This window comes from Cupriavidus sp. JZ107 (genome assembly GCF_053903255.1).
On record NZ_CP096481.1, the window covers coordinates 1,896,731 to 1,912,852 of the forward strand.

Consider the following 16,122-nt stretch of genomic DNA (forward strand, 5'->3'; position numbering starts at 1 on the left):
CGGACAAATATGTCCGCAATCGGATGAAGATCAGGATAAGGATGGAGATCGCGACATGGACAGTCTGAACGGCTTCATGGTCTTCGTGCAGGTCGCCGAAACGCGCAGCTTTGTCGCGGCCGGGCGAATGCTCGGCGTATCCGCTTCCGCCATCGGCAAAACCGTGGCCAGGCTGGAAAACAAGCTTGGAGTACGCCTGTTCCACCGCAGCACGCGCAGTATCACGCTGACGGCCGAAGGCACACGGTTCCTCGAACGCAGCCGCCGCATCCTCGCCGAGATCGAAGCCGCGCAATCGGAGTTGTCAGAAGCGACGAAGGCGCCGCGAGGCCGGCTACGCGTCAGCCTGCCGCTGGTCAGTTCGCTGCTGCTGCCGGTGCTTGCGGACTTCATGCGCGACTACCCCGACATCGAGCTCGATCTGGATTTCACCGACCGGATGGTTGACGTGATCGAGGAAGGCTTCGACGCGGTGGTCAGAACCGGCGAACCGACCGATTCCCGCCTGTCAGCCCGCCGGCTCGGCATCTTCGAAGGGATGCTGGTGGCCTCACCAGACTATCTGGGGCGACGCGGCACACCCAAAGTACCCGCCGATCTGCTGGACCATGCCTGCCTGCACTATCGCTTCCCCAACAGCGGCAAGCTGGAACCGTGGCCGCTCCGTCGCGCGCCAGGCCAACCGGAATTGCAGCTTCCAACATCGATGATCTGCAACAACATCGAGACGCGCGTTTGCTTTGCGCTGCAAGGCTTGGGCGTCGCGTTCGTGCCGGACTTTTCGGTCACGGACCTGGTCGCCAGCGGTCAATTGACACGCGTGCTGGACAGCCATCTGGAGTGGGAAAACCCGTTCTACGTGCTGTGGCCGGCCAGCAAGCACCCCTCTCCCAAGGTGCGCGCATTTGTCGATTTTCTTAGTGCGCGCGTATTTCCTTCGGCGGAAACACGGCGTGCCGCGAAGCGCCAGCGGCCGGCGAAAGGCCCGCGGCGCCAGGCGCAATCGCACGTTCGCCGCGCTTAATGGATGCTCAATTCGGCGATCTTGCCTTTCTCGATCGTGAAGACAAATTGCAGCGTGACAGGACTATTCGGGAACTGCCCGCTCACCCTGGCGCGAACACGGACCTCGGTGTCGTTGCCAGCGGCTTCGACTGGCTCGGCGACGTGGCGGTATTTTTCCTTGGCCGCCTGCCACCACGCGCGTATCGCCTCCCTTCCCTGATGCCGCGCACTCTCATCGTTGACCCCGGCATTGGGTAGAAAAAGCGAAACAAGCGCATCGGCATCGTCGCCCTTGTCTGCTTCGAAATACGCGTCCACAACGGTCGGAATATCCATTCCTTCTGCTCCTGATCTGTGCTTGCCTGGCAATGTTGCAGCGCCAGTTTAAGCTTGACCATTGTCCTGATAAACACGATAACGCTGGATGTGTCGATGAAAAAAACAGGACAATGGAAAAAACCTCCCTTCACGACCTCGAAGCCGTCATCGCGATTGCCCGCCGTGGAACGTTCCGCGCAGCGGCGATCGATCTCGGGATGTCGACCACGGCCCTGAGCCATGCCATTGGCAAGCTCGAGACCAATCTTGGCATCCGCCTGTTCAATCGCACGACGCGCAGTGTCTCGCTGACCGATGCCGGTCGACAGTTTGTCGAGCAGGTCGGGCCCGCGCTTCACGATATTCACGGCGCATTGGAGGCAGTGCGGTCGCAGCAGGAAACGCCATCCGGAACACTGCGGATCAATGCCGCGGCATTTGCGGCGCGAGACATCATGTCCCCGCTGGTGCTCGAATTCCTGCGCCGCTACCCGGACATGAATGTCGACCTGGTGACCGAAGGACGGCTGGTCGATATCGTCGCCGAGGGTTTCGATCTCGGCGTTCGAGTCGCCGACCTCGTTCCCAGCGACATGATCGCCGTGCCGCTCGGCCGGCCCCAACGCTATGCCGTCGTGGGATCGCCCGTGTACTTCGAGAACCATCGGAAGCCTCGCGTCCCACCCGATCTGCTGAAGCACCAGTGCGCGCGTGTCCGCCTGCCCGACGGGACGCTGTATCGGTGGCAATTCGAGAAGGCCGGCGAGACAGCGCAGATCGACGTGCGCGGCCCGATCACGCTCGACGAAGCGAGCCTGGCGCGGGCCGCCGTGATCGGGAATATCGGCCTGGGCTATTTCATGGAGCAGGACGTGCTGCCCGATATCGAGGCAGGACGCCTGGTTCGCGTGCTGGCGGATTGGACACCGCCTTTGCCCGGGCTCTGCCTCTATTACCCGGGCCGGCGCCACCACTCTGCCGGAATGAAGGCATTCCTCGCGTTGGCCCGTGAGGTGGCCGAGCGGGAGCCGGACCGCCAATCGCCTGCCGGACGAAACCGCCGTCGGCATTGAGCAGCCGATCGCGTTGCCGAATGCGTGATGCCATGTCGCAAGCGGAAATTCTTGACAACACAACCGACCAACTAGTAGATTGGTCAACGTATTGAGTGCCACGCGCGGCATCCCGGCAGTTGCACGAGCGATGTCTTGCATGCGTGGGCCGCAATCCCGCTTATTGATATCTATGGAACTTTCCCCCCGCGCGGCCGAAATCGCCGAGCATACGAAGCTGTTGCTGGCCGCTGGCGGTTATCACGGATTCAGTTATGCGGATCTGTCCGAGCGCGTGCGTATCGGCAAGCCGAGCATCCATCATCATTTTCCGAGCAAGGCGGACCTGGTCCTGACCGTGGTCGCGCTACACCGCGCGCAGACGCGGCAAGGCCTGGCCGCACTCGATGGCCAGATCGGCGATCCGTTGGCGCGGCTGACGGCCTATATCGATTACTGGTCGCGGTGCATACGCGACGGCACGTCATCGATGTGTATTTGCGCGATGCTGGCTGCCGAATTGCCGATCATCCCGCAAGAGATCGCGAACGAGGTTCGAGCCTACTTCGAGGACCTGACCGCATGGCTGGCCACGGTCCTGGAGGCAGGTGCCGGGAAAGGACAATTGCATCTGCGCGATACGGCGCTTGTCGAGGCACAGACCTTCATGTCCACGGTGCACGGCGCAATGTTGACCGCACGGGCTTTCGACAATCCCGAGGCATTTGCCTCCATCTCGCAAGCGGCGATCAGACGGCTGACCGGGTCGAACTAATCGCTTTTTTACCGGCCGCGAGCCGGCTATTTTTTCACCGGGATACCGACCAACTAGTTGGTTGCCACGCATGTGAAATCCCGTTGTTTCAACCCATGGTTTGAAGGAGCCATCGTCCTATGCCGCATCCGATTTCCGCCCTGGGATCCGGGCACACCCTGATCAGCATCGTCCCCGTCATCGCGGGCGTCTATAGCTTTGCGCGCTACTTCAGGATCGACAGCGACACGCATGCCGGCCGGATTTACCTCGGTGGGCTGCTGTTGTCGGTGCTGACGTCATTCGGGCTGTCCAGCAGCGGGGGCTTCAACGTCGGCCATGCGCTCGGCATCGTGGCGCTGCTCGCCATCTTCGGCGCGCTGGTGCTGCCACGGGTCCCGGTCTTTCCCCGTGCCCAGCCCTACCTGTCCCAGTTCGGATTCACGTTCAGCTTCTTCCTGCTGCTCGTCCCCGGAATCAACGAAACGCTGACACGATTGCCCGTGGCCCATCCTCTCGCCGACGGCCCGCAATCGCCTGTGGTACGCGGCACGCTTGCCGCGTGGCTGGTCGTCTTTCTGCTCGGCTCCGCATTGCAGGCCCGGTGGATGCATTTGCAACGGCGGCGCGCGCCCCTCCCCTGATTCCGGGTACGCGGCCCGCGGATGTCGCGTGGGCCGCGCTCGCCCGCCTCGGCATTACTGTGCAAATCAGGAGAGACGGAGCATGGCATTCCCGCTGGACACTTTTTCCGAAACAGAATCGAGCGTCGAGGATCTGGAGAACATGCTGGCCGACGATGAAGCCCTGGAGGGCATCGAGGCCTGGCTCAGCCGACAGCAACTGACGGTCCATGCCGGCCCGCGCGGACAGGACCTTGCAGGCGGCGCGACGATCGAAACGTCGGCCGGTTGGCTGCTACGCCTGGTCCGCCATGCGCGCTCGGCGATGGTGGCGCCCAAACAAGGGCGATCAGTGGCGTCAGTGCGATGACACGAACGGCGAGGCGGCATGCGGAGGCGGCACGGCAAATTCCGCCTTCATCCGCTTGACCTCTTCGATCGGGCTTCGCCCGAAAAGGCGCTTGAATTCCCGGCTGAACTGCGAGGGGCTGTCATAGCCAACTTCGGCGCTTGCAGCGGCCGCGGTCATGCCGTGACGGACCATATGCAGGCGTGCCTGATGCAATCGTATCGACTTCAGGTACTGCACCGGCGAGGTCTTGGTGACGGCCTTGAAGTGGGCGTGGAAGCTGGGCACACTCATCCCGGCTTCGCGCGCCAGTTGTTCGACACTGACGTCGACATGAAAGGACGCATGGATCCGGCGCAACGCGCGCGCGATCTTGCCGAACTGCCCATGCATGGCGAGCGCGGCGCGCATCGATGCCCCTTGCTCGCCCGTCAGAACATGGAAGTAGATTTCCCGCACCAGCGCCGGGCCAAGAATCCGGGCTTCCACAGGGCGGCTCATCGCCTCGAGAAATCGAACCAGCGATTCGCATAGCCGGCTGTCCATCGGGGTGGACATCATGCCGCGCGGCTCGGTCGGCTCCATGCCGCCATGCTGGTCGATCTGCAGCATCAGATCGGCAGCGAGCTTGAAATCGAGGTGCATGTAAATGGCCAGCAGCGGCTCGGATTCGCTGGCGTCCGTTTCCATGGTGAATGGCACGGGCACCGAAACCGCGAGGTAATGCCGGTCGTCGTACAGGTAAATCTGATCGCCGAAGTACCCACGTTTCCTGCCCTGGCAAACGATCACGATGCCGGGATCGTAGAGCACCGGCACCGCTTTCAACGGGCGATTCGAACGCAGGAATCTGACATCGGGCAACGCCGACAAGTTATATCCCTCGCGCGGCGCCAACGCTGCCAGCATGGACACCATGCGCCGCGCCAGCATCGCCTGGCTTGGCGCCTCGTTTTTGCCAGATCGAGTCATGGCCGAGCCCTCTTGTCTGCACTGCGGCGTAGCTTACCAGCACCATTACCGGAGTTCTTGCCGCTCATAGGATCAGGCAAACATTTGAGACCCGTTGCCATGGTGGCATGCAGGATTGGATTCCATTATTCAATCCGCAGCGCAAAGCCCTGTCGTGGTGACACGGCGCGCATTGCACCCAACTGGAGCGGTAAATATCCATGATTGACGTACTGAACCCTGCAGACGGATCGCGCATCGGGGCGGCGCTCCAGATGAACGAAGCCCAGGTGAAAGCGGCGATAGACAGAACCTGCAACGCATTTCCGGCATGGTCGCGCAAACTCGCCAAGGAACGCAGCGAGCTGCTTCGCCGCTGGTTCGAACTCGTCAGAGACGACAAGCAGGTCTTTGCCGAACTGATGGTCAAGGAAAACGGCAAGTGCCTGGCCGAAGCGCTGGGCGAAATCGACTACGGGCTTGGCTTTATCGAGTGGTATGCCGAGGAAGCCAGGCGGGTCTATGGCGACACCATCCCGTCCCACGCCGATCATGCCGCCGTGATCGTCGTCAAGGAGCCCGTTGGACCGACTGCGGCCATCACGCCCTGGAATTTCCCCTTCATGATGATCACGCGCAAAGTCGCGACCGCACTGGCGGCCGGTTGCACCATGGTCATCAAGCCATCCGAAGAGACGCCGCTGACTGCCTACATGCTGCTCGAGTACGCGCGCCGGGCAGGCATTCCCGAGGGCGTGTTCGAGATGGTCACCGGCAACCCACAACAGATCGGTGCGCTCTTTACCGGCGACGATCGGATCCGGAAGATCTCGTTCACCGGCTCCACCGCCGTCGGCAAACTGCTGGCCGAAGCCAGCGGACGCGCGCTGAAAAAGATGACACTGGAATTGGGAGGCAATGCCCCGTTCATCGTGTTCGATGATGCCGATTTCGATCAGGCCGTCACCGGCCTGGTGGCCGCCAAGCTGCGAAATTCCGGCCAGGTCTGCATTTCGCCCAACCGCATCTACGTGCAGGATGGGATTTACGATCGCCTTGTCCGGGCCGTCGTTGAACGGGTCTCCGAATTTCGCGTGGACCAGGGACTGCAGCCCGGATTCGTCGTGGGGCCGCTGATCAATCAAGCGGGCTTCGACAAGGTCGTTCAGCTCGTCGAAGACACGAAGCGGCGCGGTGGGAAAGTGTTGCTCGGAGGCAAACCGCACGAGAAAGGCGGACTGTTCTACGAACCGACCGTCCTCGCCGATCTCGATGAAGAGATGCCGATCGCCAAAACCGAAATCTTCGGGCCAGTCTTCGCGTTCTACCGCTTCCGTGATGAAACCGAAGTCGTCAACAGGGCCAACGACACCGAATACGGACTGGTGGCTTACGCCTACACGCGCGATCTTGGCCGAGCGTTTCGCTTGTCCCGCGATATCGAGGCGGGCATGGTGATCCTGAATTCCGGTTCAGTCGGCACCGCCTCGGTGCCATTCGGCGGGGTCAAGCATTCGGGATACGGGCGCGAAGGCAGCTACTACGGGATCGAGGAGTATGTCGAGGTCAAGTACGTACTGATGGGGGGCTTGGCACGCTGACTCCATCGGAGATAGGGCATCATGGCGACGTCCACCCAGCCTACGCCTTCTGTTATTGCCATGGTGCGTCGCGCCCTACTCCCCCCACTGAATCCCGCCCGAGCATTCGAAGCGACCGGACGGCTGCTCAGCATTTCCAAGGCCGCCGATGAGTTGTGCGTCACGCCCGCCGCGGTCAGCAGGCAGGTGCGCGCGCTGGAGAGCTACCTGGGAACGCCGCTGTTCGTCCGCGCACACGGCGGCCTGGAGCTGACCCCGGCCGGCGCGCGTTACCTTTCCGACTTGATCCCCCTGTTCGAGACATTGCGGGAAGCCACCCTGGCGGTGACCAACAGCAGCCCCGGCCGAAACACCTTGCGATTACGATCGCCCGCCACGTTCGCCGTGCGCTGGCTCATCCCCCGGCTGGCGAGCTTTCACCGGTTGCACAAGGACATCGACGTTCAGGTCATGACCTCGTTCGCGCCGCTGGACTTCGAGCACGAGGATATTGACGCAGGCATACAGCTGGGCGATGGCCGTTGGCCGGGAATGCGAACGTTGCAGCTCGTTCGCAACGAGCTTGTGCCCGTGGCCTCGCCTGCCGTGCACCTGACGCACAAGAAGCAGCTGGCCACGCAAACCTTGCTGCATTCGATGGCGCGCCCCGACGACTGGATGCTTTGGCTGCGCGCAGCAGGCTTGCGCAATGTCAGTCCCACCGATGGCATGAAATACGAAACATCGTTGCTTGCCTATCAAGCGGCGATCGAGGGGCATGGCGTCGCCATCGCGCAGAAAGCATTGATCGAAAAGGAACTGGCGGACCAGACGCTGGTGGCGCCACTCGGTCCGACGCTCGATCGCGGTGATTACACATACTACTTCGCGTGGCCGACGAGCAAACCGCAGTCGAGCGCATTGCGCGCATTTCGCGATTGGCTGTCGACGCTCGTCGCGATCTGATCCGCTCGAGCGATCGACCCCTTTTACAAAAAGTCAAAGCGTACGGCCCATAAAGTCGATTGCCGGCTCGGGTGCCCCTGCCTATTCTGCGCCCATGACAAGTGATCGCGGCCACCAGCGAAGCCGCGTCATCCGGGAGCCGGAATATGTTGAAGCGCAGCTTGAGAGGACTGCGGGTAATCGATTTTTCGCATGTACTCGCGGGGCCCGTTTGCACCATGATGCTTGCGGACATGGGTGCCGATGTCATCAAGGTCGAACCGCCCGATGGCGAATTGGCGCGGCAGATCGGCCCGCCGTGGATCGCCGGCGAAAGCGCGGTGTACCTGAGCGTCAACCGCAACAAGCGCGGCATCGCACTGAATCTGAAATGCGCGGACGGCCGCGAAGTCGCCCGTCGACTGATTCAGGACGCGGACATCGTGGTCGAGAATTTCAGGCCAGGCGTCATGCGGACATTGGGCCTGGACTATGACACGCTGGCTGGCAGCAATCGCAAGCTGGTGTATTGCTCCATCTCCGCCTATGGCCAAACCGGGCCGATGCGCGAGCGCGCCGGTGTGGACGGGATCATCCAGGCAGCCAGCGGCCTGATGAGTACGCTTGGCACAGCGCAAAGCGAGCCCATCAAAGTCGCGATTCCGGTCGCGGATATGGTGGCCGGCTATCTGGCGACGATCGCGATCCTTGCCGCGGCCAACGCCGCTCGGCAAAGCGGACAAGGTGAGTACCTGGACATCAGTCTGTACAACGCCACGCTGATGCTGCAGCAGATCGGCTACGCGTCCTACTTCGCCACCAATGCCGTGCCTGCCAGGACGGGCAGCGCAGCCCCGTACGCCGCGCCCAATGAAGCGTACCAGACGCGCGATGGCTGGCTCATGGTAGCTGCCTACCAGCCGAAGCGTTGGCAAGCGCTATGCGCCGTGCTGGGTGCACCGGACCTGGAGCACGATCCGCGCTTCGCCCGCAACGCCGACCGCGTCGCCCACCGCGACGCGCTGCGCCAGGCACTGACGCCGTTGTTCCAACAGCGCTCCACCGAAGCGTGGATACAGCGGCTGGCCGCGCACGACATCCTGTGCGCGCCCATTGCCAGCTACCAGGATGTCCTCCGATCCCCGCAGTACACGGCCAGCGGCATCGACAGCTGGGTTGACCACCCGCTCGCCGGAAAGGTGCGCATGCCAGGCTTCGCACCCGGACCGACTCACGCGACGAGTGCGCAGGATCGCGATATGCCCGCGCCTGCGTTGGGCCAGCACGGCCGCGAAGTCCTTGAGGAATTCGGCTATAGCCGGCCGCAAATCGACGCCATGCTCGAACGCGGCGTCCTCGTCGTTCCTCCAAACCCATCTACCTGACCCAGGATACGTCGATGAAACCTGATGAAGCCGGCGCAATGCGCCCCGCCACTGACCAGCCTGACACGCTGGTCCGACAAGACATCGTCGAAGGCGTCCTCACGTTGAGCCTCAATGACCCGGGCACGGGCAATGCCATGTCGGTGTCCATGGCCGAGGCGCTAGCCGAGGCACTGGAGAGGGCCAATCGCCTGCCAGACGTCCATTGCGTATTGCTGCGCTCCACCGGCAAGTACTTCTGCACCGGCGGCAACGTCAAGGACATGGAGAGCGGATCGGATCTGATGCAGGGTTCCGCGGCACAGGTACGGGTTCGGCTGAAGACAACGTTGCACCGAATCACCCATGCCTTGCTGGCACTGCAGGTGCCGTCGATTGCCGCAGTCAATGGGGCAGCGATCGGCGCCGGCTGCGACCTGGCACTGATGTGCGATCTGCGCATCGCGAGCGAGCAGGCCACCTTCGCCGAGAGCTTTCTACGCCTGGGGCTGGTGTCCGGCATCGGCGGCGCATGGTTCCTGACCCGGCTCGTCGGAACGGCAAAGGCACTGGAACTGACGCTGACCAGCGAATTTATCGATGCCGCCACCGCCTTGCAGCTGGGCATGGTGTCCCGTGTCGTTTCGCCCGAGGCATTGGACGAAACAAGTACCGCCCTGGCACGCCGCATCGCATCCAACCCACCCCAGGCCCTGCGCATGGCCAAGCGCCTGGTATTGGATGCGGCAGAGACGACGTTGCCCGTGGCGCTGGAGACTGCGGCCGCCATGCAGGCGATCCTGCTTTGCGGGGACGAACACAAGGCTGCCGTGCGCCATTTTCTGGAGCGCCGCGCGCGACGCGACTTCCAGGCCCAACCCGGCTGAAGGCGCGGCCACAGCGCTCGCCCGGGACGGTGGCATGGCCAGTGAAGCCGCTTGACGCCACGTCCCCATATGACAGGAGACAAACACCATGATCGGAACTACAACGCGCATCGCCCGTCTGGCAGCGGCGATGGCATCGGCCGTCATTGGCCTGATCTGGGCCATATCGGCACCGGCGGCAGGTTTTCCGGAAAAGCCAATCACCTTTGTCGTGCCGTTCGGCGCGGGCAGCGCGACCGATCTGCTCGCGCGCGCGCTGTCGGCGTCGATGGCACAGCAGACCGGGAAGGCCGTCGTCGTCGAAAACCGCCCAGGTGCCAGCGGCATGATCGCCGCGCAGCATGTGGCCCGGGCCGCTGCGGACGGCTACACCGTGCTGATTACCACCAACACGACGCAAGCCGCCAATCCGCACCTGTTCAAGAAACTGCACTACGACCCCATCACGGATTTCCTGCCGTTGACAGCATTGGGGCGTGGCGGTCAGGTGCTCGTCGTGCGCGCCGACTCGCCTTTCCGCACCGTCGATGATCTGGTGCAGGCCGCCAGGAAGGCGAAAGGAAAACTGAGCTTCGGCAGCGGGAATTCGACCAGCCGAATCGCCGGCGAAATGCTCAAGCAACTGACCGGTACGGACATCGTCTGGGTCGGATACAACAGCAATCCGAACGCCCTTAACGATCTGCTTGGCGGCCACATCGACATGATGGTCATCGACACGGTCACCGGCCTGTCGCAGATCAAATCGGGCAAGCTCCGCGCGCTAGGCGCGTCCACCAGGGAAAGGCTGCCCGAGCTTCCGGACGTCCCGACCCTGGATGAGGCCGGCATCAGAGGCTACGACATGGGGTATTGGTTCGCCGCCTACGTGCCGGCAGGAACGCCTGCCCCGGCGGCTGCCAGGCTGCGACAGCTACTGATTGCCGCGGTCGACAGCCCGGGAGCCCGCGCCTTCTACCGCAATTCCGCGACACAGGCCTGGACTACGACGCCCTCGGAGCTGCGGGCATTCCAGAACGCCGAAATCCAGAAATGGGGCCGTGTCGTCAAGGGGGCTGGGATTGAGCCGGAGTGACAGCCGGAGCAACAGTCACGCTGAAAAGCAGTTGCGCCCGTATCAGGGCGCTGCTGTTCCGTGCGCCGCGGCCAGTTCGTTGGATAGTACGTCGGTCAGCCCGCGACCGGCGCTGCCGTCCTCGTCAAGGCGCGGGTTGTAGATGGTGATCTCGATGCCGACTGCCTTGCCGCTCGCCAGCGCTACCCGCAGCGCGGTCCCCAGCTCGTCCCGCGATAACCCGCCCGGTACGCGGAAATCGACAGCCGGCATGATCGCGTCGTCGAGGCAGTCGGCGTCCACATGGATGAAGAAGCCGTCCAGTTCCTCTCGGGTCAGGTGGTCGACCGCTGCGCGCGCGGCGGCCTCGATGCCCATCGCCCGCACGGCGGGAAGGTCAATCGCCCTGAGCGTCTTGGGAAGCGGCTGGCTTCCGTACTCTTGCTGATCTTCGTGATCCCGATAGGCGAACGCGACAGCATCCTCGGGACGGACCAGAGGACCGCGGCCTTCGAGGTCGGTCAGCAGCGACGGACCGTGGCCGGTCACCAGGGCCAGGTCCATCGAAGCGCCTTCCCCATTGGGTTCCGCCTCCGGCTGGAAGAAATCGGCGTTGCCGTCGATGAAAAGCAAGCCATAGCGGCCGCGCCGTCGCAACGCGAGCATCGAGCCCAGCACGATCGTGCAATCGCCGCCGAGGACTACCGGAAATTCACCCGCATCGAGCACCGCTTCCACCGCATCGGCGAGCCTGGGTGACCATGCGGCAATAGCGGCGGCATTCAGGATGCCTGTCTCGGGATCGCGCGCCGGATCCTTCGGGGGCACCGCCAGCCGCCCGGCGCCGCGCGCATGGATGCGCTGCGCAAGACCGTGATCCAGCAGCCGATCGGGCAAGCGCTCCACGCCGTCCGTCGCCAGGCCCAACGTGGAAGGGGCTTCGAGAATTGCATAGGGAAAGGTCGGCATGGGGGCCTCCGTCCGGGTTGATCGCGATGAGCAGCGAGGTCGCGCGGTCCTGGACGGCTGCCTTAACGTCCGGCCCGCACGCAGCCGATACCGGGCAGTTGACCCCGGTCCTGGACAAGCTGGTTCAGCGGGGACACATCGACGGTCGGCCACCGCGCCGGTATCTACAGTACCTGGATTGCGTATGGCGTTGACGGAAATCCCTCATTGCATCGGGCTTTCTGGAGAAGCTATTTTTGAGCTTGTCAACAAACGAACAAGGAGGTTCGACATGTCCGATCAAACCGCCAGGAAGCCGCAACCCGATCCAGCGGAGAGGAATGCATTCTTTCCCTCGAGCTATTCTCTGAGCCAATTCACTTCGCCGAAGTCCGATCTGAGCGGGGCCGATTACCCCACGACCTACACGGGCGGCAAGAAGATCCTGATGATCGGTGCCGACGAGCGCTACCTGCTGACCGACAACGGCACCTTCTTCTCGACCGGCAACCATCCGGTAGAAACGCTGCTGCCGATGTATCACCTTGACAAGGCAGGCTTCGCCTTCGATGTGGCGACCGTTTCGGGCAATCCGGTCAAGTTCGAGTTCTGGGCGATGCCGTCCGAGGACGAGGCGGTGAACGGCTTTTTCGACAAGTACCACCCCCAGTTCCAGAAGCCCCTCAAGCTAGCCGATGTGGTCGCCGGCGGCCTTGATACCTATGCGGCGATCTTCATTCCTGGCGGGCATGGTGCGCTGATCGGCATTCCGGAGAGCAAGGACGTTGGCGACGCGTTGAAGTGTGCGGCAGCGAACGACAAGTTCGTGATCTCGCTCTGCCACGGCCCCGCAGGCTTTCTCGCGGTCGGTGACAGCGACATCTATAGGGGCTACAAGATCTGCGCGTTCCCTGATGCCATGGACGCGCAGACACCGGATATCGGGTACATGCCTGGCCACCTGACCTGGAAGTTCGGCGAGAAGCTGAAATCCCTCGGCTTCGAAATCATCAATGACAACATCTCGGGTGCAGTGCACAGGGATCGCAAGCTGCTGACCGGTGACAGCCCGCTGGCGGGCAACAACCTGGGCAAGCTCGCAGCGCAGACGTTGCTCAACGAAGTCACGGCCTGATGGCCAATACGGTCGTGATGGAAGCGGCCTTCCGGAGCGCCCTGACCATCGAGGGCGCCAGATCCCTTGCGGCGATCAAGAACGAGGTTCGCGCGCTTGCCGGTCCGCTCGGTTACGACCGTTTCATGCTGTTCTCGGCGTCCGCCGCGCGGGATGAGATTGTCGACCGCATCTATTGGGTGGAAGGCGACTGGTTCGGCACCGGTGAGCCGATCAATGCCGAGACCTATGTGCGGCGCTGTCCGGTGACGCGTCACATTCTGGATACCAACGAGCCATTCTTCTGGACCAAGACGACAGGAAGAGAAGGCGAACGCTATCGGGTTGTCCGTACGCCCATGGGCCGTGGCATTCACGGACTACAGGTTCCAATATTCGGCCCGTTGGGCCTGGAAGGCGCGATGAGCCTTGGCGGGGAGCGGATCGATGCTTCACCGCTGGCGCGTCTCGCCTTCCGGCTCATTGCCGAATCGGCGTTTCTGGCAGCGCGTAGACTGCTGGAGCTGCCCCAGGATCATGGCAACAGATCGCTGTCCGACCGTGAACGCGAAGTGCTCGCGTGGACGGCTGCCGGCCGACGGCAGGTCGACATCGCCGCGACCCTTGGTCTTTCCGAACGTACGGTGGAGAACCATCTGCGCCGCATACGCAAACGCCTCGGCGTCGCAACGACAGCGCAGGCGATCCGAGTGGCGATCCGAAACGGCGAGATCGTCGCGTAAGGATTTCGTTCGGGCAATCGCGCTTGGGCAAGACCGCTCTCTGCACCGGCGCAACGGCCGGGTTCGCGTTGGCCACGTTTCTCGGCAAAAAAAAGCCCGCAGTGACGCGAGCCTAGCTGGTCCTGGTGCTATCTGGCACCTGCCGGTGCCAGATACCAAATCACTCCCACTCGATCGTCGCCGGCGGCTTGCCCGAAACGTCATAGACGACGCGGTTCAAACCCCGCACTTCATTGATGATCCGATTCGAGCAGCGGCCCAGCAACGCATAGGGCAGGTGCGCCCAGTGCGCGGTCATGAAGTCGGTGGTCTGCACCGCGCGCAGCGCGACGACGTAGTCGTAGGTGCGGCCGTCGCCCATCACGCCGACCGACTTGACCGGCAGGAAGACCGCGAAGGCCTGGCTGGTCAGGTCGTACCAACTCTTGCCGACCTGGTCTTCGGTGCACAGGCCCGCGGCGGCGTCCTGCGCCGTGGCGATGGTGCCGCGCAGTTCTTCGATGAAGATCGCGTCGGCGCGGCGCAGCAGGTCGGCGTATTCGCGCTTGACCTCGCCGAGGATCCGCACGCCCAGGCCCGGGCCCGGGAACGGGTGGCGGTAGACCATTTCGGGCGGCAGGCCGAGTTCGACGCCGAGTTCGCGCACTTCGTCCTTGAACAGGTCGCGCAGCGGCTCGAGCAGCTTCAGGCCCAGCGTCTCGGGCAGGCCGCCGACGTTGTGGTGGCTCTTGATCGTGGTCTGCTTCTTGGTCTTGGTGCCGCCCGATTCGACCACGTCCGGATAGATCGTGCCCTGGGCCAGCCACTTGGCGCGGGTCAGCTTCTTCGCCTCGGCCTGGAACACCTCGACGAATTCGCGGCCGATGATCTTGCGCTTCTGCTCGGGATCGGTGACGCCGGCCAGGTGGCCGAGGAACTGTTCCGACGCGTCGATATGCACGACCTTGGCATGCAGGCGGCCGGCGAACATTTCCATCACCAGCTTGCCCTCGTCCTGGCGCAGCAGGCCGTGGTCGACGAACACGCAGGTCAGCTGATCGCCGATCGCGCGATGGATCAGCGCCGCGGCGACCGACGAATCGACGCCGCCCGACAGGCCCAGGATCACCTCTTCGTCGCCGACCTGCTCGCGGATCTTCGCGACGGCCTCGTCGATATGATTGCGCATCACCCAGTCCGGGCGCGCACCGGCGATCTTCAGCACGAAGCGCTCCAGCATGTCGCGGCCCTTGACCGTATGCGTGACCTCGGGGTGGAACTGCACCGCGTAGTAGCCGCGCGCTTCGTCGGCCATGCCGGCGATCGGGCAGCTTGGCGTCGAAGCCATCAGCTTGAAGCCCGGCGGCAGTTCGGTGACCTTGTCGCCGTGGCTCATCCAGACCTTCAGCATGCCGTGGCCTTCCGGCGTGACGAAATCCTGCACGTCCTTCAGCAGCTCGGTATGGCCGTGCGCGCGCACCTCGGCGTAGCCGAATTCGCGGGAATCGCTCCACTCGACCTTGCCGCCCAGCTGCACGGCCATGGTCTGCATGCCATAGCAGATGCCGAGCACCGGCACGCCCAGGTCCCACACCGCCTGCGGCGCGCGCAGCTGATGGTCTTCATAGGTGCTGGCGTGGCTGCCCGACAGGATGATGCCCTTCGGCGCGAACTCGCGCACGAATTCGTCCGACACGTCGTTCGGATGGATCTCGCAATAGACGTGCGCCTCGCGGACGCGTCGCGCGATCAGCTGCGTAACCTGCGAGCCGAAATCAAGGATGAGGATTTTGTCGTGCATGATGGGGAGCGATTGACGTGTCGACCGGTTCGACATCGGTCACCACTTCGGTGCCGGGACCGTAGCCGGGCGGCGGCGTGATGACCGGCTCGCGCCGGACTTCGGGGGATGGGGATGGGTGAACGGTCGGCGTAGCGGGAGCCGGACGGTTGGCCGCGGCCAGCTCGGACTCGCGGCGCAGCAGTTCCTCGCGCTCGCGATTGCGGATGCGCTTGGCCAGCGGAATCTGCACCAGTGCGAAGAAGGCCAGCATCGCCGCCAGCAGCCCGAGCCAGATTCTGCCGGCGCCCTGCACCGGCAGATCGAAGAAGATCAGCCACGCGGCGATCAGCAACGCGCACGCCAGATTGACGGGCCCCGCCATGCGGGCCACCGGTACGGTCAGCTGACCGCGGAAAGCGGCCTGAGCGAGCAGCCACGCCACGCCGAGCAGCGTGAAGCCGAGCAGTTGGCCGTACAGCGCCGGCTGCGGCTGCGGCAATTGCAGCGCGGCATAGAAGGTGGCGAACGGCGCGAGCAGCAGCACGGCGCCGAGCGCGAGATCGAACAGGGCGTCGAAGAACAACACGGCGCGGAGCAGGACCTTCATCGAATCTCCTTGGCGGACTGAGGGGTGCACCGACGGCCGGAGCCGATACGCGGCCCCGATATGAAG

General features: G+C 63.4%; 17 protein-coding genes. 12 read left to right on the forward strand and 5 right to left on the reverse strand.

Features of this window, described 5'->3' with window-relative positions; translation table 11 throughout:
• Positions 1-55 precede the first annotated feature (55 nt).
• On the forward strand, positions 56-1,024 hold the full coding sequence (locus M1D55_RS17990; RefSeq protein ID WP_006575945.1) for a LysR family transcriptional regulator: 969 nt from the start codon (positions 56-58) through the stop codon (positions 1,022-1,024).
• Here the strand turns inward: M1D55_RS17990 and M1D55_RS17995 are convergent.
• Positions 1,021-1,341 (reverse strand): nuclear transport factor 2 family protein, encoded by a 321-nt coding sequence (locus tag M1D55_RS17995; RefSeq protein ID WP_023264349.1) that lies wholly within the window; start codon positions 1,339-1,341, stop codon positions 1,021-1,023. The genes M1D55_RS17990 and M1D55_RS17995 overlap by 4 nt on opposite strands.
• A gap of 113 nt (positions 1,342-1,454) precedes the next feature.
• Between M1D55_RS17995 and M1D55_RS18000 the strand changes: the two genes are divergently transcribed.
• The 4 genes from M1D55_RS18000 to M1D55_RS18015 all read left to right on the forward strand — a co-directional run bounded on the left by M1D55_RS18000 (position 1,455) and on the right by M1D55_RS18015 (position 4,122).
• Positions 1,455-2,396, forward strand: a complete 942-nt coding sequence (locus M1D55_RS18000; protein WP_064577093.1) for a LysR family transcriptional regulator — start codon at positions 1,455-1,457, stop codon at positions 2,394-2,396.
• A gap of 172 nt (positions 2,397-2,568) precedes the next feature.
• Positions 2,569-3,150 (forward strand): TetR/AcrR family transcriptional regulator, encoded by a 582-nt coding sequence (locus M1D55_RS18005; RefSeq protein ID WP_006575943.1) that lies wholly within the window; start codon positions 2,569-2,571, stop codon positions 3,148-3,150.
• A gap of 119 nt (positions 3,151-3,269) precedes the next feature.
• A complete protein-coding gene (locus M1D55_RS18010) occupies positions 3,270-3,773 on the forward strand; it encodes a hypothetical protein (RefSeq protein WP_064577094.1) in 504 nt (167 codons plus the stop codon).
• Between the two features lie 82 nt (positions 3,774-3,855).
• Positions 3,856-4,122: a hypothetical protein gene (locus tag M1D55_RS18015; protein ID WP_456281466.1), complete on the forward strand. Its 267-nt coding sequence runs from the start codon at positions 3,856-3,858 to the stop codon at positions 4,120-4,122.
• Here M1D55_RS18015 and M1D55_RS18020 read toward each other — a convergent pair.
• Complete coding sequence (locus M1D55_RS18020) at positions 4,111-5,034, reverse strand: AraC family transcriptional regulator (RefSeq protein ID WP_064577095.1); 924 nt, start codon at positions 5,032-5,034, stop codon at positions 4,111-4,113. The genes M1D55_RS18015 and M1D55_RS18020 overlap by 12 nt on opposite strands.
• 239 nt (positions 5,035-5,273) lie before the next feature.
• On the opposite strand from M1D55_RS18020, the gene M1D55_RS18025 reads away from it, so the two are divergent.
• The 5 genes from M1D55_RS18025 (at position 5,274) to M1D55_RS18045 (ending at position 10,903) form a co-directional block, all read left to right on the forward strand.
• Positions 5,274-6,653: an NAD-dependent succinate-semialdehyde dehydrogenase gene (locus M1D55_RS18025; protein ID WP_456281467.1), complete on the forward strand. Its 1,380-nt coding sequence runs from the start codon at positions 5,274-5,276 to the stop codon at positions 6,651-6,653.
• Between the two features lie 60 nt (positions 6,654-6,713).
• Positions 6,714-7,598, forward strand: coding sequence for a LysR substrate-binding domain-containing protein (locus tag M1D55_RS18030; RefSeq protein ID WP_456282733.1), 885 nt, complete (start codon positions 6,714-6,716; stop codon positions 7,596-7,598).
• Between the two features lie 146 nt (positions 7,599-7,744).
• The gene (locus tag M1D55_RS18035) at positions 7,745-8,962 is read left to right on the forward strand and encodes a CaiB/BaiF CoA transferase family protein (RefSeq protein ID WP_456281468.1); all 1,218 of its coding nucleotides are present in this window, start codon (positions 7,745-7,747) and stop codon (positions 8,960-8,962) included.
• 38 nt (positions 8,963-9,000) lie between these two features.
• A complete protein-coding gene (locus M1D55_RS18040) occupies positions 9,001-9,828 on the forward strand; it encodes an enoyl-CoA hydratase-related protein (protein ID WP_456282734.1) in 828 nt (275 codons plus the stop codon).
• 88 nt (positions 9,829-9,916) lie between these two features.
• Positions 9,917-10,903 (forward strand): Bug family tripartite tricarboxylate transporter substrate binding protein, encoded by a 987-nt coding sequence (locus M1D55_RS18045; protein ID WP_064577099.1) that lies wholly within the window; start codon positions 9,917-9,919, stop codon positions 10,901-10,903.
• A 42-nt stretch (positions 10,904-10,945) separates the two neighbouring features.
• Here M1D55_RS18045 and M1D55_RS18050 read toward each other — a convergent pair whose 3' ends face one another.
• Complete coding sequence (locus tag M1D55_RS18050; protein WP_064577100.1) at positions 10,946-11,851, reverse strand: arginase family protein; 906 nt, start codon at positions 11,849-11,851, stop codon at positions 10,946-10,948.
• 271 nt (positions 11,852-12,122) lie between these two features.
• Here M1D55_RS18050 and hchA point away from each other — a divergent pair, with 271 nt between their 5' ends.
• The gene (gene hchA, locus M1D55_RS18055) at positions 12,123-12,965 is read left to right on the forward strand and encodes a glyoxalase III HchA (RefSeq protein WP_064577101.1); all 843 of its coding nucleotides are present in this window, start codon (positions 12,123-12,125) and stop codon (positions 12,963-12,965) included.
• Positions 12,965-13,687: a PA1136 family autoinducer-binding transcriptional regulator gene (locus M1D55_RS18060; protein ID WP_456281469.1), complete on the forward strand. Its 723-nt coding sequence runs from the start codon at positions 12,965-12,967 to the stop codon at positions 13,685-13,687. Before hchA ends, M1D55_RS18060 begins: the two co-directional genes overlap by 1 nt.
• A gap of 160 nt (positions 13,688-13,847) precedes the next feature.
• On the opposite strand, the gene guaA is transcribed toward M1D55_RS18060, so the two are convergent.
• Together guaA and M1D55_RS18070 are read right to left on the reverse strand one after the other, a co-directional pair.
• Complete coding sequence (guaA, locus tag M1D55_RS18065) at positions 13,848-15,467, reverse strand: glutamine-hydrolyzing GMP synthase (RefSeq protein WP_064577103.1); 1,620 nt, start codon at positions 15,465-15,467, stop codon at positions 13,848-13,850.
• The gene (locus M1D55_RS18070) at positions 15,442-16,056 is read right to left on the reverse strand and encodes a hypothetical protein (protein WP_064577104.1); all 615 of its coding nucleotides are present in this window, start codon (positions 16,054-16,056) and stop codon (positions 15,442-15,444) included. The genes guaA and M1D55_RS18070 overlap by 26 nt, the downstream gene beginning before the upstream one ends.
• Positions 16,057-16,122 lie beyond the last annotated feature (66 nt).

Coding starts and splice junctions, on each gene's coding strand:
- M1D55_RS17995 (WP_023264349.1), bottom strand. CDS start 1,341: ATGGATATTCCGACCGTTGTGGACGCGTATTTCGAAGCAGACAAGGGC.
- M1D55_RS18050 (WP_064577100.1), bottom strand. CDS start 11,851: ATGCCGACCTTTCCCTATGCAATTCTCGAAGCCCCTTCCACGTTGGGC.
- M1D55_RS18035 (WP_456281468.1), top strand. CDS start 7,745: ATGTTGAAGCGCAGCTTGAGAGGACTGCGGGTAATCGATTTTTCGCAT.
- M1D55_RS18040 (WP_456282734.1), top strand. CDS start 9,001: ATGCGCCCCGCCACTGACCAGCCTGACACGCTGGTCCGACAAGACATC.
- M1D55_RS18025 (WP_456281467.1), top strand. CDS start 5,274: ATGATTGACGTACTGAACCCTGCAGACGGATCGCGCATCGGGGCGGCG.
- M1D55_RS18070 (WP_064577104.1), bottom strand. CDS start 16,056: ATGAAGGTCCTGCTCCGCGCCGTGTTGTTCTTCGACGCCCTGTTCGAT.
- M1D55_RS18000 (WP_064577093.1), top strand. CDS start 1,455: ATGGAAAAAACCTCCCTTCACGACCTCGAAGCCGTCATCGCGATTGCC.
- M1D55_RS17990 (WP_006575945.1), top strand. CDS start 56: ATGGACAGTCTGAACGGCTTCATGGTCTTCGTGCAGGTCGCCGAAACG.
- guaA (WP_064577103.1), bottom strand. CDS start 15,467: ATGCACGACAAAATCCTCATCCTTGATTTCGGCTCGCAGGTTACGCAG.
- M1D55_RS18060 (WP_456281469.1), top strand. CDS start 12,965: ATGGCCAATACGGTCGTGATGGAAGCGGCCTTCCGGAGCGCCCTGACC.
- M1D55_RS18010 (WP_064577094.1), top strand. CDS start 3,270: ATGCCGCATCCGATTTCCGCCCTGGGATCCGGGCACACCCTGATCAGC.
- M1D55_RS18030 (WP_456282733.1), top strand. CDS start 6,714: ATGGTGCGTCGCGCCCTACTCCCCCCACTGAATCCCGCCCGAGCATTC.
- M1D55_RS18015 (WP_456281466.1), top strand. CDS start 3,856: ATGGCATTCCCGCTGGACACTTTTTCCGAAACAGAATCGAGCGTCGAG.
- hchA (WP_064577101.1), top strand. CDS start 12,123: ATGTCCGATCAAACCGCCAGGAAGCCGCAACCCGATCCAGCGGAGAGG.
- M1D55_RS18045 (WP_064577099.1), top strand. CDS start 9,917: ATGATCGGAACTACAACGCGCATCGCCCGTCTGGCAGCGGCGATGGCA.
- M1D55_RS18020 (WP_064577095.1), bottom strand. CDS start 5,034: ATGCTGGCGCGGCGCATGGTGTCCATGCTGGCAGCGTTGGCGCCGCGC.
- M1D55_RS18005 (WP_006575943.1), top strand. CDS start 2,569: ATGGAACTTTCCCCCCGCGCGGCCGAAATCGCCGAGCATACGAAGCTG.